Source organism: Pseudomonas sp. RA_15y_Pfl1_P11 (genome assembly GCF_963970975.1).
GTDB lineage: Bacteria > Pseudomonadota > Gammaproteobacteria > Pseudomonadales > Pseudomonadaceae > Aquipseudomonas > Aquipseudomonas tritici.
Window position 1 is genome coordinate 1 of the sequence record NZ_CAXAOY010000022.1, and the last position, 14,010, is coordinate 14,010.

Sequence of the window (14,010 nt, forward strand, 5' to 3'; positions counted from 1 at the left end):
GAGCCGATGCTGTAGTTTCCGATGTCGAGAAACACCTCGTTCTTGCGCCAAATGGTGTTGAGCACATCCGAGGGTTTTTCACCGGTGGGAATGGGCAACGGCGCCAAGTAGTCATTGCGCGCAAACATCCTTTTTTTTGTGGTGCCTGCCGGTGGCGTGCTCATGCGCTGTCCTTAGGTTGCAGGTAAGTAGAGCCTGAACGCTCACTGTCGAGCGGATAGCTTGGCACACGATCCAGTTCCGGTGTCGGATCATCCCGCAGGGCGATCACACCTCCGTTGTCACTCAGGGTAAAGGCCACGCCGCGTTCACCGCCGATAAAGTTGCGGGCGCCCAGCAGCGCGGTCAATGGCGTGCGATACCGCAAGCGCAGGGAGATCGTGCTGGGTGGGGTGCTAAGGACACCTTGTACTGAACTGAAGGGGCCGCTCAGGCGTAAACCTTGGCCTTCGTTAGCGGGTATCCAGCAGCAGGTACTGCCGGGCAGCCAGTGCGGTGCCATATCCCGCCAAGGGCGAGGCGGTTGGTAGTTGTTGGTCGGGCTGTTTTTGATCAAGTCGCGGTAGCGCTGGGTATCCACCGGATCACCGATCAGACTCAGTTCCAGGTAGGCGCTGCCCGGTTCAGCCCCTGGCAAGTCAATTGTCAAGCTATTGATGGCATTTACGGAGGTCAGTCCGGAAGGGCCATTGGAACTGCCCATCACCGAGCTGCTTTCTGCGCTGACGCGGGGGGTATACAGGATGCCGTAGAGTTGGTTAAGTTCGTCTTTCTGTGCTTTGGCCGCAATAGGCTCTAGATTGCCAGCTCTGGCTTTTGACCAGCAGCAGAAGTTGAGGAAGTTTTGCAGAGGGGTTTGCTGAAAGAACCAAGTGATCAGGTACAGCACACCCAGCGCGAACATGATCCAGTTGAGCGGGCCCATGCATAGCGAGTAGCGCATGATCGCCGCCTCCACTTCCACTAAGCCCGCCAAGGCTCTCGCCGTCTGGCCAAAGCCTAATAGCGCTTGAGCCCCATAGGCAGTTACCTGGCCCGTAACTACTGCCTTGCGCATCTGCAACCAAGGATCGATATGCGTCTGGCTGCTTTCCAGTTGTAGTTGCAGTGACTTGTATTCGTTTAGGGCCGCGCCAAATGACAACCCACCAATCACCCCACCAAACAGCGTCAAGGTTGGGGCCGCTGAGCCAAAGAAGTGAAGTCGATCCTTCCCCAACCCCTGCCGCACCTGATTGTCAATCACCGCCGTCAACGCGGCGGCAGCATACAACGATGCTGACACCGTATCGTTGACGCGCTGACTGTCCATCCCCTTCACGGCTGCGGCCTGACTCAAGTAGTTACTCGCATTGAGCGTGTTCAGCAGCAAGGCCGCCAGTGGCACGACCCCACCGCTATTGGTCACGAAGGAGGAGTTCGCGATGCCTGACACGCGTCCGACGCCAATGGCTTCCCCCGTGGTGCGGGCCCATTGGGTCAGCCCTTCCGCTTGTTGGCCCAGTAATCTCCAGACTTGAGTGCCTCCCTCGCTCACAGACTGTAAACGGGCCTCGCTGCCCAGGCGAGCAGCAACGAAGACGCCCAGCCAGGCACTGCTGAAGGTTTTATCGCCTTTGAGTAACAGCAACGACGCAGCCAGACGGTTGACCAGCACGCTCCATGCGCCATGGGCGTCTCGGGCCATGCTCGCAAGGTCGTCCAGAATCGGCGCGGCCAGTGGCGCAAGTGCCTGATGGGTAGCCGCGATATTCTCAGCGGCCAGCGCAGCCATCAACTCGCCCAGGCGAGTGGTGTTGTTAATGCCCGCATCGAGCGAGGGCGTCCAGGCACGGAACAGTTGTGTCAGTGCGCCGCCATCGGCGGCCTGCACGTAGTCGGCGTATTGTTCGGCACCTTGGGCACGAATGCATTGGGCGGTCAGGCAACCGGTGGCCAGGTCGGTTAACCAGTGCCGTGTGTCCAGGTCATAGTAATCGACAAACCAGGTGCCGCTGGCGGACCGTTTGAGGTAAACGTCCCGGTCCGCAAACAGTGTCTGATGGCGTTGTTCGACATGCTGGAAATGCGCTGGCGCGGTGGTATCGAGCCAGCTGTTCATCGCTGTCAGATCGATATACTTGCCGACCTTGGCACTGAGGAAATCGTTGTCGAGGTTGGCCTGCTTTTCAGCACGGTATTCACGCACCACGTATTCCGCTTCGTTGTACAAATCGGCCGGAATAAAGGCCTGTACGGGCGCAACGATACTGGCAATTCGCGCATCACGGGCGGAGGCTTCGCTCGCGCTCGGCTGACCGCCGTATTGACGGGCATGGGTTTCATCCTTGAGCGCATCGTCCAGCTGGTGCTGAGCATCCAGCATGACCTTACCCTGCTCAGGAGTAAGGTTGATGTCACGGCTCTTGTAGCGATAGCTGAGAGTGCCCGCCAGTTCAGCCCCATCTTCGCTGACTAGACTGCGAATAAATCCACCGATGCTTAGGCGCAGGTTGTTATCACCGATCCACTGTTCGTGTCGCGCCTCCACCGACTCTTGCTCATGGTTGATATCACGCAGTACGCCCAGGTCGTCATCCAGGCACGCGAAGACCGGGAACAAACCTTTGGCCTGCGCTTTGGCGGTTTCCAGCCAATCCTGAGTGCTCTGCCCCTCCCACCGTTCGGCACTCCACTCGCCCGGAGGCTGATCACTGGCCTCGGGGTGTTGGGCGATGACTTTCTCCCGCTCACGTGAACGGTGCATGGCCTCGGTATAGGCATTGATGTTCAGGGTCGTCGGGTCTTTCATCGCGGTCGCACCCAGTGCATCCGTATCGTCACCGCCCCGTTGTTGGTCAGCCTTCATCGACCGGGCATAGGTGGCCGCGATGAGTTCGGCCATGACCTGATCGGCTTTGGCCAGCGGCGGGCAATGAGGCGCCTGTAGCTCGTTAGCCACCGTGCGCAAGGCAACGTGACGCATGTGCGCACTGCGTTTGGCGCTGCTGTCGCTCAGCGCCTTGCAGTGTTCCGGATTCAGTGGGAACTCGCTATAGAGCATCCAGGCATCATAGATTTTCTTCAGGGCCAGACCTGTCAGGGTGCCATCCAGCACAACGGTGGCATCGGCTTCCAGCGCTTGTTCACTCAGCAAACCATTCGGCCCGATGGCATAGCGCTTGAGAGGCCCCTGGTCCTGCCACAGATAAAGAAAACCTCCCCGCAGGCGGCGGGCGGCCATAGGGTGGCTCTGGGTAGCCACGCCGGGCATGCAGCAAGGATGGGCGGCTTTTTCTTCTGCCAGGGCATACCGCACGGGCACTACGAATATGTCGGATTGGTGGGCTGGGCAGGGCGTAATTGAACTGTTGATATCTTCGTGGGGCATCGCCTTGGCGGCTCGGTCTGCCTGAGCCAACTGGTCAACCATGGCCAGTTTTTCAGCACTCATACGGATAGTTCCTTATCGGTGAGTTGCTGACGCTTTAGTTCAGCACTCAGGTTGTCCAGGCGTTGCTCAGGTAAAACCCCAGGTTCGGTGAGAATCTGTCGGTAAACGGCATGGCCGGGAGCGTCAGGAAAGTCATTACCTAGTAAGGCGTGAAAGCTGGCCCAGCGAGTGACTTCATCGGCGGCAGCGTAGCCTTGCCTTTCAGCGCTGAGCTGACAGGTTGTGACCCACTGCTGCTGTGCGGCGTGATCCAATCCTTGCAGGCATTGAGGGAAGTGCTGCTGACAATGTTCGATCAACTGCTGGGCAAGACGTAGCCGCTTGGCTTCGCTCAACTGAGCCAGTTGTTCTGGGGTAAGGCATAACCAAGGCTTATCCGTGTACTGCCCGATGGGCTGTTCAGGGTTTTCCTGACGAATACATCCGGAATCGTGAGCCAATTCCGGCAGCAAAATAAGTCGGATTGGCCCCATCAATCGATCACGCGCCTGGGGCTCCAGACCAGTCAGCCACAAACGCGTGATACGGGGGTCGTAGTAACGAAAAAGGACCGTGGCATCGCCCTCGACGCGGGCGTGAATCAGGCTGCGCAGGTGCTGAAATACAACGTCTTCACCGGCCTCTGACTCCAGCCAGATACCCGCCGTTGCACTCCACTCCAGTGCAAAGATGTGGGCCAACGGGCTGCTGGGGGAAACCGGCACCAGTATCGGGCCGATATCCGCCAGCTTGTTGTAGGCAGTGTGCTGATACAGCGACTGAAACTTAGTGTTTTCCCCCTGATACAGCAGGCGCTCGGACAGGTTGTCGATCTGAGCACCATCCAGTAGTAAATAAGCCTGATTCATGCAGTCAACTCCGCAAGTTTTTGACACACCGCACAGACCGGTGCGGCGTGACGTGCGGCCTGAATCAACGCCGATGTTTGCGTGACCAGTGACGGAGCAACCAACGCCTCGGCGACCATCGGTATAACCGAAAGGGCCTGCTGCGCAGGGATCCCTGCGACGGGCGCGCCACCTTGAACAATGGGTACGCTGCTGAAAATGCCCCCTGAGTTGATCACAATGAACTGTCCACCTGCCTCAAGCGTCAGGCTCATGCCCGCATCGATCACCACATTGGTCGCGGTGACATGGGCTTGAGATCCAGCCTGAATCACCAGCGTGCCACCGGCCGTGGTGCTGCTGTTGCCGGTGATCGAGATCACCTCGTCGCCACCAATCAGGGTGTTGCGCAGGCCTTCGGTGTTATGCAGTTCGTCACCCTTGATCAAGCTGGAACTGTTCTTGTCGACTTGTTCTGATCGGTCATTGCCAATCAGGCTGTGGCTGTCGCGGGTGATCTGTTCACGGCGGTCGTTACCAATCTTGGTATCGCTGTCGTTGAGGACCAATTGCTGGATGTCGCGTTGGGCGCGCAAGTAGATTTTTTCCTGCCCCGCCCGGTCTTCAATCGACAGTTCATTGTAGCCGCCAGTGCGCGGCGAGCTGTGGCTGCGCAACATGGTTTTAGTTTTGTTCGCGGGCAATGGGTACGGCACAGGCATGACCTTGTTAGGCACGCACCCCGTGATTAACGGGTTGTCAGGATTGCCTTCCAGGTAGGTCACCACCACTTCCATGCCGATGCGCGGGATGGTCACCGCACCGAAGCTTTCACCCGCCCAACTGCTCGACACGCGTAGCCAGCAACTGCTCTTGTCGCTGCCCAGTTCGGCGCGATCCCAGTGGAACTCAACCTTCACCCGACCATATTCATCGCAGAAAATTTCTTCCCCCGCAGGGCCTGTGACGCGGGCCGTCTGGCTGACCAACACCGTTTTACGCGTCACCAACGGCGGACGGTAGAACACATCCCAGGGAATCGCACTGAAGCTGTTGCGGTAACCTTGGGTGAAGCCGTCGTCGGGGTTGACGTCACTGGTGATCGCTTCCTCCAGAACTTGGGGCTGCTTGCCTGAGTGGGTCACACTGAGCAACAACCACAGGTCGTTGCATTGTTGACGCGGATGCTCGGTCAGGTCGAAGAAGTGACCGCTGCGCAGGTTCGGCTGGTCGCTTTTGCCCTCGGCCAACTGGTAGTCAGCGCGGTGCCGCTCCAGGGCTTGTCGGGCAAGCTGTTTGCCGAGCTTTTCATTCTCGATCAGCACCGGGTAGCGGTAGTCTTCGAGTGCCGGTGTGAACTCTGCGGTGAATTGGCTTTCCAGCAACAGGCTTGGGCGTTTTAGATCATAGGCCCGTCGCGTGGTCGTGCTGGTTCGGGTGCTGAAGCGCATAGAGAACTGGCTGATGACCGGGTGATCCGCCGCCAGGCCAGAACCTTGCTGATACGGTGTTTCGCCCAACTTGGGGAAATAGGTCTGGTCGTCAGTAAATACCAGATGATGACCATCCTGATCGTGTTGGTGGTGCCACGACATCCCGTCCTCGCTGCACAACCGCTGGACATACTCGTAGTCGGATTCCCCATACTGCGTGCAGTATTCGCGCTCGGGACTGCTGCTGACATGGAAGGAATAGGCATCGGCCAGGATGCCGTGGCCTTTGAGTACTTGGGCGATGATTTGCGGCGCCGTCAGATGCTGAAAAATCCGCTGGTTATGGCTGAACTGCAAATAGTGCAGCGCGGGCACCAAAGTCAGGTGGTAGCGGGTCAGGCGTGTACCGGCGTCCCCCACCAACACATCCTCGATGCGTCCATGAATCCCTTCGCCATTCAGGCCGAACTGAAGGAATGCTGACTGACTGAGCAGGCTTTCCAGATCGAAATCAGGGGACTCGCTGACGAGTTCAACCTGGATCGCATACAAGCTGCTGATGGCTTCAGTGCCCTTAAAGGCCAAAACCTTGAAGTCGTTGCGAACGGAGGGGATCAGTAACGCGAAGTGCGCAGTATTGGCCGGCGCGAACATACGCTTTTCCTTAAGCTGAAAGAGAAGACTACACAGGCTCTCTGGCCATTCGTGGCCGGAGCAAACTTAAAACTTCGATCACGCTAGCAAGCGGATAAAAAAATTAATGTAGGAAAAGTCCTAAAAATTCGCGCGGACGTTGATTGCTCGGAATGCTTGTCCATTGTTCTGCGAACGAGGACAAATTGAGCACTCCGTAGACGCTGAACGTAAAACGAATAGTTATCAAAAAGAGTGAATAATAATTTTTGATAGCTAGAGCGATTTAAAAAAATTCTGGTTGACGACATTAAAATAAAGATAGGGGCTCTACCCCTGGAAAGATCGCCCGAATGCGCCAATCTTGTGACCGAATACGCCAGCGATACCCGCACTTAATGAGATGGTCAGCCCAGCGAGGACATCGTAATGTTCGACTCCCAGTTGGCAATAGAAATGCAATAACTTTGGGCGCGGCTTTCTCACCAAGCAGTGAGCTGACCGTTGATCTTGCGTACGGTTATTTGCGTGAGTCATCAACAATCATTAATCAAGTCGATACAAATGGCGCGCAGCCTAGCTATAAAGCTGAATACAATAATAGCGCACACATTATGGCTGCACAGCTAACGTATAAGTTTTAGGATGGTTGCGCCTCTCAGGAATACCCAAGCAAAATTATCGCGCTGTAACACAATTTTCCAGGTGGTTCAGGTTGAATGCAAAATTCCCTTTGTAGGTGTTTCTGCTAAAAGGCGGTCAAGTCGTTCAGAGCTAATGCCTGTCGACTTGAGCCTGCACATGGCTGTCTATGTTGATTAATGAATGTCAGTATTGCAGGAGTGGAAAACTCCTGCAATCTGGAATTGCATCAGCCGGATCAGTCTTGATCAAGGCGTACCGAGCAATTGCAGACCGCTGTCCCTTTTCTCAGTCTTGAGATGATAATCGTCAAGAACGCGAGATTTCGGGTCATTGATTAGGCGCCACCTCCATAAATATCCAATCTCGAAATGCTTTCAACCTCGGCAGGTTCGCACACTCAGGACGATATACAACGTAGTAGGCCAACGGAGAAACGACCTGGATGTCTGGAAACAAGCGAATTAGGCGGCCTGCAGCCAAATCATCTCTTGCCATAACGCTACGCGCGAGCGCGATACCTTGCCCATCTATCGCTGCTTGGAGCACAGCTGCACTGTTGTTGATCTTCATGCCCCGGCGCGTCTGTATATTTTTCGCCCCAGCCAAGCTCAACCAGGTTTCCCAAGTAGTGAACCCAGCGCTACCGTCCATCGATAGATCGTGGATCAGCGTTTGATTGGCCAATTCGGCCAGAGTGCTCAAACAATCCGAAGTGTTTTTCAGCTTAGGGGAGCACACAGGGAAAATGTCCTCGTCCATCAGTTTTTCTGCGATAAGACCAGGCCACTTACCGGCACCATATCGGACGCCGATATCTATTCGTTGAGCCTGGAAATCCAACGCTTTGAGTTGCGTGTCGAGTCGAACGTCGGTATCTGGCCAAGCCGTATGGAAACGCTCTATTCGCGGTAACAACCATTTGGCAGCGAAGGCGGGACTAACCGTGACAGTTAACACCCCGTTAGGTGAATGTTCCCTCATCCGCCCTACCCCTAACGTAAGCCGCTCGAATCCGGCCTGAATGTCGGGAAGCGCGCGCTCAGCGGACTCCGTAGCGACCAAACGTGATTTGCCGGTGGTGCCACGATGAAACAGAGACGTACCTAACCATTGCTCAAGCGTGCGTACCAGTTGCCCTACGGCTGCGGGGGTGACATTCAACTCATCCGCAGCAGCAGAAAAGCTTTGGTGCCGAGCGCTGGCTTCGAAAGCTCTCAGCGCGTTGAGGTGCACAGGCGCGACCATAGCGGTAAACCTTTTCTTTATCGTACTGACACTTTATCTCGTTTGTTCAGCTCCCGGTAGAAGCGAATACTTCACTCGTACCTCAGCAGTACATCGGTGGCTAGACACTTAAACGTCAGCCTCTGGGCTGGCAACAGGCTCTCGGCTTCCTGCATGCCATTACTCACCTTTTTTGGAGCACTCAAATGAGCAGTCAATTCGCCGGAAAAAAATTGTTAGTCGTGGGCGGCACCAGTGGTATGGGGTTTGAAACTGCCCGACTCTTCTTACAGCAAGGCGGCAACGTCGTTATTGTGGGCAGCCGCGCAGAAAAAACCGAACAAGCTCGCCAAGAGCTCGGCGTAATAGGGACTGTAAGCGCACTCACAGCAGACCTGACCAACCCAGAAAGCCTTGCGACGCTGCTGAAGGAAATTGATCAGCGCCACGCGGACGTCGACCTGCTGGTGAATGCGGCGGGCGTATTCTTCCCGAAGCCTTTTCTGGAGCACTTGGACGCTGACTACGATCAGTACATGCAACTTAACAAAGCCTCTTTCTTCATAACGCAAAAAGTCGCTGCGAACCTCGTCTCCAAGGGAAATCCCGGCGCCATCGTCAACATCGGCTCCATGTGGGGCAAACAGGCAATCGCCGCCACTCCTTCCTCTGCCTATTCGATGGCAAAAGCTGGCCTGCACTCGCTGACTCAGCACTTGGCGATGGAGCTTGCATCCAAGCATATCCGCGTCAATGCCGTATCACCTGCGGTGGTGCAGACCCCGATTTACGAAGGTTTCATTCCTAAAGCTGAAGTTCATGCCGCGCTGCAGGGCTTCAATAGCTTCCACCCTATCGGACGAGTAGGTACTCCTGAAGATGTCGCCGAAGTTGTTGTCTTCCTTCTCTCCGAAAAGGCCAGTTGGGTCACCGGTGCTATCTGGGACGTAGACGGCGGTGTTATGGCCGGTCGTAACTGATATGAGTTCGGGCATGCCTGCTTAGCCGGCATGCTCGATTTTTAATTCTTTGACTCCTTGGAGATACCGCACCAGTGCTCATCAATGCTGACTTCAACCAGCGCGCTACCGTCGCTGCCCAGGACTACGATTGGGTGGCATCGCCACAACTAGGTGTTGAGCGCGTCAGGCTTGATCGGGTCGGCGGCGAACAAGCTCGGGCGACGAGTATCGTTCGCTATTCAGCAGGTGCCAGCTTCGCTTTTCATCAACACCTGCAAGACAATCAATGGAGACGCCATCCAACGGGCACGCAACTGGCTCACCGGTCTTGTTGGGCAAGAACGCTCTACTCACGAGCGGAGCCAGATAACGCCTGCTTGGTTCTGGCTTGCCGCTTTTGAGATGTTTTATTACACCGGCATTCGGCTGAATGCTCTGTTGTGCCTGCGTTTCAAAGATGTTGACTGGGACAGTCAGATGATCTTGGTCCGGGGTGAAACAGAGAAAACCCATCGCGAATTTTTCCTACCCATCATGGATGGGCTCGCTCCACACCTTTGCAGAATCCTGGGAGAAGCGGAGAAAGTTGGCTTTTCACCGGACGATCAACTTTTTAACGTCAACCGATTCTCCCGGCACTATCACGGCAAGGAAATGAACATCGACCAGGTGGAGTCAATGTACCGCAAGCTCACCGATAAAATCGGCGTGCGAATTACACCTCACCGCTTTAGGCACACCCTTGCGACAGACTTGATGAAGCAGCCAGAGCGAAACATCCATCTAACGAAAAGTCTACTGAACCACTCCAATATAGCGACGACGATGAATTATATCGAAGTAGACTACGACCATATGCGTGTCGTTCTGCATGAGAGAAGCTTGGCTCAGGGTGCTTTGAACCAGGTTAGAAGGGTTGATCCAAGCCGTACCCCCCCGGCTTCATCCGTTACTCCCCCACCCACTCAAATAAGGCTGCCATCGCGAGATAGCGCCCACCCAGAACCCAAGAACCTACCGAACCTACAACAACCAGATACCACGGAAGTCGGTCTTGATCGGCCGAGCAGATCGACTGGCACAGGCGCGCTTCAGAAGGCTCTCGAGCTCGCATCTGCCCAACTACATCGCGGCTCCATGCCACCTGCCATGGAATCGCCAGCCGATCAAATAGAGCAGAGTCTTTTGTTAACGTTAATATCAAGCGGGCTAGGCGCCGGCACATTTAGGAAGCGCACCTCGTCTGAGCGATCAATAGGAATCACTTCGTTCTCTCGAGCATCTCCGTAGCACGACACCTAAGGCAAAACGCACCGTTATAGCGAGCTCTGGTTAATCAGAGGCTTTCGCCTGCCTGCGAAATAATTTTCTGAGAAAACCGCCCTGATACATTAGATTCGAGGTATCTATCTGATCAACAAACGAAAAAAGGCGCCAAAAAGGCGCCTTTTTTCTTGAAAAATGGTCGGGGTAAGGGGATTCGAACTCCTGACATCCTGCTCCCAAAGCAGGCGCGCTACCGGACTGCGCTATACCCCGGTAATAAAAAGGCGACCTTTCAGTCGCCTTCTTCGATCAGTGCTTTTGGCCTCTGATCTTAAGATCTGATTCCAGCGTTAACTGGTCTCAAAAATGGTGGGTCGTGTGGGATTCGAACCTACGACCAATTGGTTAAAAGCCAACTGCTCTACCAACTGAGCTAACGACCCAAATATGGTCGGGGTAAGGGGATTCGAACTCCTGACATCCTGCTCCCAAAGCAGGCGCGCTACCGGACTGCGCTATACCCCGGTTTGAAATTGGCTCCGTGACCAGGACTCGAACCTGGGACCCAATGATTAACAGTCATTTGCTCTACCGACTGAGCTATCACGGAACTACACATTTCAAAGTGTTACTTATTTCAAAGCATTTTTACTGCGGTGTAACCTTCTCTTCGACTTTCCCGTATCGCTACGTTCATGTGTCTGAGGCGCGCTATTCTACAATCTTAAAAACCCCTGTCAACCCTTTAAATTGCTTTTAAGACAATGATTTGCGCTTGTTTCTGATTTCTTCTTGGGGAGAAGAAACCCGTGGGCTGACGTTGCTGCGGGGCGCACTTTACAAGCCTTTGCCTTACAGTTCAACGCCCTATCGAAAAAAAAGGCCCCGCAATGCGAGGCCTTGTCTTATCAGCCAACAGCCTGGGCTCAGTGGAAGACGATTTCGTCGTTTTCCACAGTCGCCGTGACGCTGGTGCCCGGCATGAAGCTACCCGACAGAATCAACTGGGCCAGCGGGTTCTCGATCCAGCGCTGGATCGCACGTTTCAACGGCCGTGCCCCATACACCGGGTCGTAACCAACCGCGATCAATTTCTCCAACGCGTCACTGCCCAGCTCCAGCGACAGTTCGCGCTCAGCCAGACGACTGCGCAGACGCCCCAGCTGGATCTCGGTGATACCCGCGATCTGGTCACGTGCCAGAGGCTCAAAGATCACCACTTCGTCGACCCGGTTGATGAATTCCGGACGGAAGTGCGTGGTCAATGCATCCATTACAGCAGCGCGCTGGCCCTCACGATCACCTACCAGCTCCTGGATCTGCGCCGAGCCCAGGTTGGAGGTCATCACGATCACCGTGTTGCGGAAGTCCACGGTACGCCCGTGACTGTCCGTCAGGCGTCCATCTTCCAGCACTTGCAACAGGATGTTAAACACATCCGGATGCGCCTTCTCGACCTCATCCAGCAGGATCACCGAGTAAGGCTTACGCCGCACGGCTTCGGTCAGGTAACCGCCCTCCTCGTAGCCCACATAGCCTGGTGGGGCGCCAATCAAGCGAGCCACCGAGTGCTTCTCCATGAATTCGGACATATCGATGCGCACCATGGCTTCTTCGGTATCAAAGAGGAACTCGGCCAAGGCTTTGCATAGCTCGGTCTTACCCACGCCGGTCGGGCCGAGGAACATGAACGAACCACTTGGGCGATTCGGGTCGGACAACCCGGCACGGGAACGCCGCACTGCGTTGGACACCGCCACCACGGCCTCTTCCTGACCAATGACCCGCTGGTGCAACAGGCTTTCCATTTTCAACAATTTGTCGCGCTCGCCTTCGAGCATCTTCGACACCGGAATGCCGGTCCACTTGGAAACGACTTCGGCAATTTCTTCCTCGGTCACCTTGCTGCGCAGCAACTGGTTCTCGCTTTTACCGTGCTGATCGACCATCTGCAGGCTGCGCTCCAAGTCCGGGATCACCCCGTATTGCAACTCGGCCATGCGGTTCAGGTCGCCTTTACGACGCGCGGCTTCCAGTTCCTGGCGGGACTGCTCGATCTTTTGCTGGATCTGCGCAGAACCCTGCACTTCAGCTTTCTCCGAGGTCCAGATTTCCTCCAGGTCGGAATACTCGCGCTCCAGACGCACGATTTCTTCCTGAAGTTTTTCCAGACGTTTCTTCGCCGCTTCGTCTTCTTCTTTCTTAAGGGCCTGGGACTCGACTTTCAGTTGAATCAGCCGCCGATCCAGACGGTCGAGTACTTCCGGCTTGGAATCGATTTCCATGCGGATACGGCTGGCCGCTTCGTCGATCAAGTCGATGGCCTTGTCCGGCAACTGACGGTCAGTGATATAGCGATGGCTCAACTTGGCCGCCGCAATGATCGCGCCGTCGGTGATCGCCACCTTGTGGTGAACCTCGTAGCGCTCTTTCAAGCCACGCAGGATCGCGATGGTGTCTTCTTCGCTCGGCTCTTCCACCAGCACTTTCTGGAAGCGACGCTCAAGGGCGGCGTCTTTTTCGATGTACTGGCGATATTCGTTGAGCGTGGTAGCACCGACGCAGTGCAACTCACCTCGCGCCAAGGCAGGCTTGAGCATGTTGCCGGCATCCATGGAGCCCTCACCTTTACCGGCGCCGACCATGGTGTGCAGTTCGTCGATAAACAGAATGATCTGCCCTTCCTGCTTCGACAGTTCATTAAGCAGGGATTTGAGGCGTTCTTCGAACTCACCGCGAAACTTGGCACCTGCAATCAACGACCCCATGTCCAGGGACAGCAGGCGCTTGCCTTTCAGGCCGTCTGGCACTTCGCCATTAATAATGCGCTGAGCCAGGCCTTCGGCAATCGCGGTCTTACCCACACCAGGCTCACCGATCAGCACCGGGTTGTTCTTGGTGCGGCGTTGCAGCACCTGGATAGTGCGACGAATTTCATCGTCACGGCCGATCACCGGGTCAAGCTTGCCCTCTTCGGCACGCTTGGTCAGGTCGACAGTGTATTTATCCAGGGCCTGACGCGACTCCTCGTGGTTGGGGTCGTTTACCGCGTCACCGCCACGTAGGTTGTTGATGGCGTTTTCCAGGGCCTTCTTACTCACGCCCTGGCCCAGCAACAATTTGCCAAGCTTACTGTTCTCGTCCATCGCGGCGAGCAACACCAGCTCACTGGAAATGAACTGGTCGCCTTTCTGCTGGGCCAGACGGTCTGCCTGATTGAGCAGACGCGCCAAGTCCTGGGACATATTCACGTCGCCGGTCGGGTTTTGGATTTTCGGCAGTTGGTCGAGCTCTTTGCTCAACTCCTTGCGCAGGCTGTTGACGTCAAAGCCCACCTGCATCAGCAAGGGCTTGATAGAACCACCTTGCTGTTCCAGAAGTGCATGCATCAGGTGCGCAGGCTCAATGGCCGGATGGTCAAGGCCCACCGCCAAGGATTGGGAGTCTGATAAGGCCAACTGCAATTTGCTGGTTAAACGATCAATACGCATTAGTCACCTTCCTTTTGAGCAGGCCGGAGCTATAAAACATCCTGAATGAAGAAACCTGCCAGATACCCCTATAGATGCGGTCGATTCTGGGAGATT

At 55.5% G+C, this 14,010-nt stretch carries 8 protein-coding genes, 4 tRNA genes and 1 pseudogene; 4 read left to right on the forward strand and 9 right to left on the reverse strand.

Features of this window, described 5'->3' with window-relative positions:
• Positions 1-160 precede the first annotated feature (160 nt).
• From AACY44_RS23445 to tssI, 3 genes are read right to left on the reverse strand one after another with little or no spacing between them, the layout of a single operon-like run.
• Positions 161-3,433, reverse strand: coding sequence for a toxin VasX (locus tag AACY44_RS23445; protein WP_339531156.1), 3,273 nt, complete (start codon positions 3,431-3,433; stop codon positions 161-163).
• Positions 3,430-4,281 carry a DUF4123 domain-containing protein gene (locus tag AACY44_RS23450; RefSeq protein ID WP_339531158.1) on the reverse strand — a complete coding sequence of 284 codons (852 nt, stop codon included), beginning with the start codon at positions 4,279-4,281 and terminating at the stop codon, positions 3,430-3,432. Before AACY44_RS23450 ends, AACY44_RS23445 begins: the two co-directional genes overlap by 4 nt.
• Positions 4,278-6,347, reverse strand: a complete 2,070-nt coding sequence (gene tssI, locus AACY44_RS23455; RefSeq protein WP_339457496.1) for a type VI secretion system Vgr family protein — start codon at positions 6,345-6,347, stop codon at positions 4,278-4,280. The genes AACY44_RS23450 and tssI overlap by 4 nt, the downstream gene beginning before the upstream one ends.
• A gap of 377 nt (positions 6,348-6,724) precedes the next feature.
• Here tssI and AACY44_RS27850 point away from each other — a divergent pair, with 377 nt between their 5' ends.
• Positions 6,725-6,970 carry an outer membrane protein transport protein gene (locus AACY44_RS27850; protein WP_445261933.1) on the forward strand — a complete coding sequence of 82 codons (246 nt, stop codon included), beginning with the start codon at positions 6,725-6,727 and terminating at the stop codon, positions 6,968-6,970.
• Between the two features lie 328 nt (positions 6,971-7,298).
• Here AACY44_RS27850 and gcvA read toward each other — a convergent pair whose 3' ends face one another.
• Positions 7,299-8,216 (reverse strand): transcriptional regulator GcvA, encoded by a 918-nt coding sequence (gene gcvA, locus AACY44_RS23460; protein ID WP_339531161.1) that lies wholly within the window; start codon positions 8,214-8,216, stop codon positions 7,299-7,301.
• Positions 8,217-8,401: 185 nt separating this feature from the next.
• Here gcvA and AACY44_RS23465 point away from each other — a divergent pair, with 185 nt between their 5' ends.
• From AACY44_RS23465 to AACY44_RS23475, 3 genes and pseudogenes are all read left to right on the forward strand, one after another.
• The gene (locus tag AACY44_RS23465) at positions 8,402-9,175 is read left to right on the forward strand and encodes an SDR family NAD(P)-dependent oxidoreductase (RefSeq protein ID WP_339437747.1); all 774 of its coding nucleotides are present in this window, start codon (positions 8,402-8,404) and stop codon (positions 9,173-9,175) included.
• 134 nt (positions 9,176-9,309) lie between these two features.
• Positions 9,310-9,378, forward strand: a pseudogene (locus tag AACY44_RS23470) (hypothetical protein); the annotation flags it as partial.
• A 16-nt stretch (positions 9,379-9,394) separates the two neighbouring features.
• Positions 9,395-10,447, forward strand: coding sequence for a site-specific integrase (locus AACY44_RS23475; RefSeq protein WP_339457460.1), 1,053 nt, complete (start codon positions 9,395-9,397; stop codon positions 10,445-10,447).
• A 172-nt stretch (positions 10,448-10,619) separates the two neighbouring features.
• Here the strand turns inward: AACY44_RS23475 and AACY44_RS23480 are convergent.
• The 5 genes from AACY44_RS23480 to clpB form a co-directional block, all read right to left on the reverse strand.
• Positions 10,620-10,696 (reverse strand) — tRNA-Pro (locus AACY44_RS23480).
• A 94-nt stretch (positions 10,697-10,790) separates the two neighbouring features.
• Positions 10,791-10,866, reverse strand: a tRNA-Lys gene (locus tag AACY44_RS23485).
• A gap of 5 nt (positions 10,867-10,871) precedes the next feature.
• Positions 10,872-10,948, reverse strand: a tRNA-Pro gene (locus tag AACY44_RS23490).
• Positions 10,949-10,957: 9 nt separating this feature from the next.
• Positions 10,958-11,033 (reverse strand) — tRNA-Asn (locus AACY44_RS23495).
• A gap of 316 nt (positions 11,034-11,349) precedes the next feature.
• Positions 11,350-13,914, reverse strand: coding sequence for an ATP-dependent chaperone ClpB (gene clpB / locus AACY44_RS23500; RefSeq protein WP_339419512.1), 2,565 nt, complete (start codon positions 13,912-13,914; stop codon positions 11,350-11,352).
• Between the last annotated feature and the right edge of the window lie 96 nt (positions 13,915-14,010).

Excerpts from the sequence above, each read along its gene's own strand:
- gcvA (WP_339531161.1), bottom strand. The coding sequence starts at position 8,216 with ATGGTCGCGCCTGTGCACCTCAACGCGCTGAGAGCTTTCGAAGCCAGC.
- AACY44_RS27850 (WP_445261933.1), top strand. The coding sequence starts at position 6,725 with ATGAGATGGTCAGCCCAGCGAGGACATCGTAATGTTCGACTCCCAGTT.
- AACY44_RS23445 (WP_339531156.1), bottom strand. The coding sequence starts at position 3,433 with ATGAGTGCTGAAAAACTGGCCATGGTTGACCAGTTGGCTCAGGCAGAC.
- tssI (WP_339457496.1), bottom strand. The coding sequence starts at position 6,347 with ATGTTCGCGCCGGCCAATACTGCGCACTTCGCGTTACTGATCCCCTCC.
- AACY44_RS23465 (WP_339437747.1), top strand. The coding sequence starts at position 8,402 with ATGAGCAGTCAATTCGCCGGAAAAAAATTGTTAGTCGTGGGCGGCACC.
- AACY44_RS23450 (WP_339531158.1), bottom strand. The coding sequence starts at position 4,281 with ATGAATCAGGCTTATTTACTACTGGATGGTGCTCAGATCGACAACCTG.
- clpB (WP_339419512.1), bottom strand. The coding sequence starts at position 13,914 with ATGCGTATTGATCGTTTAACCAGCAAATTGCAGTTGGCCTTATCAGAC.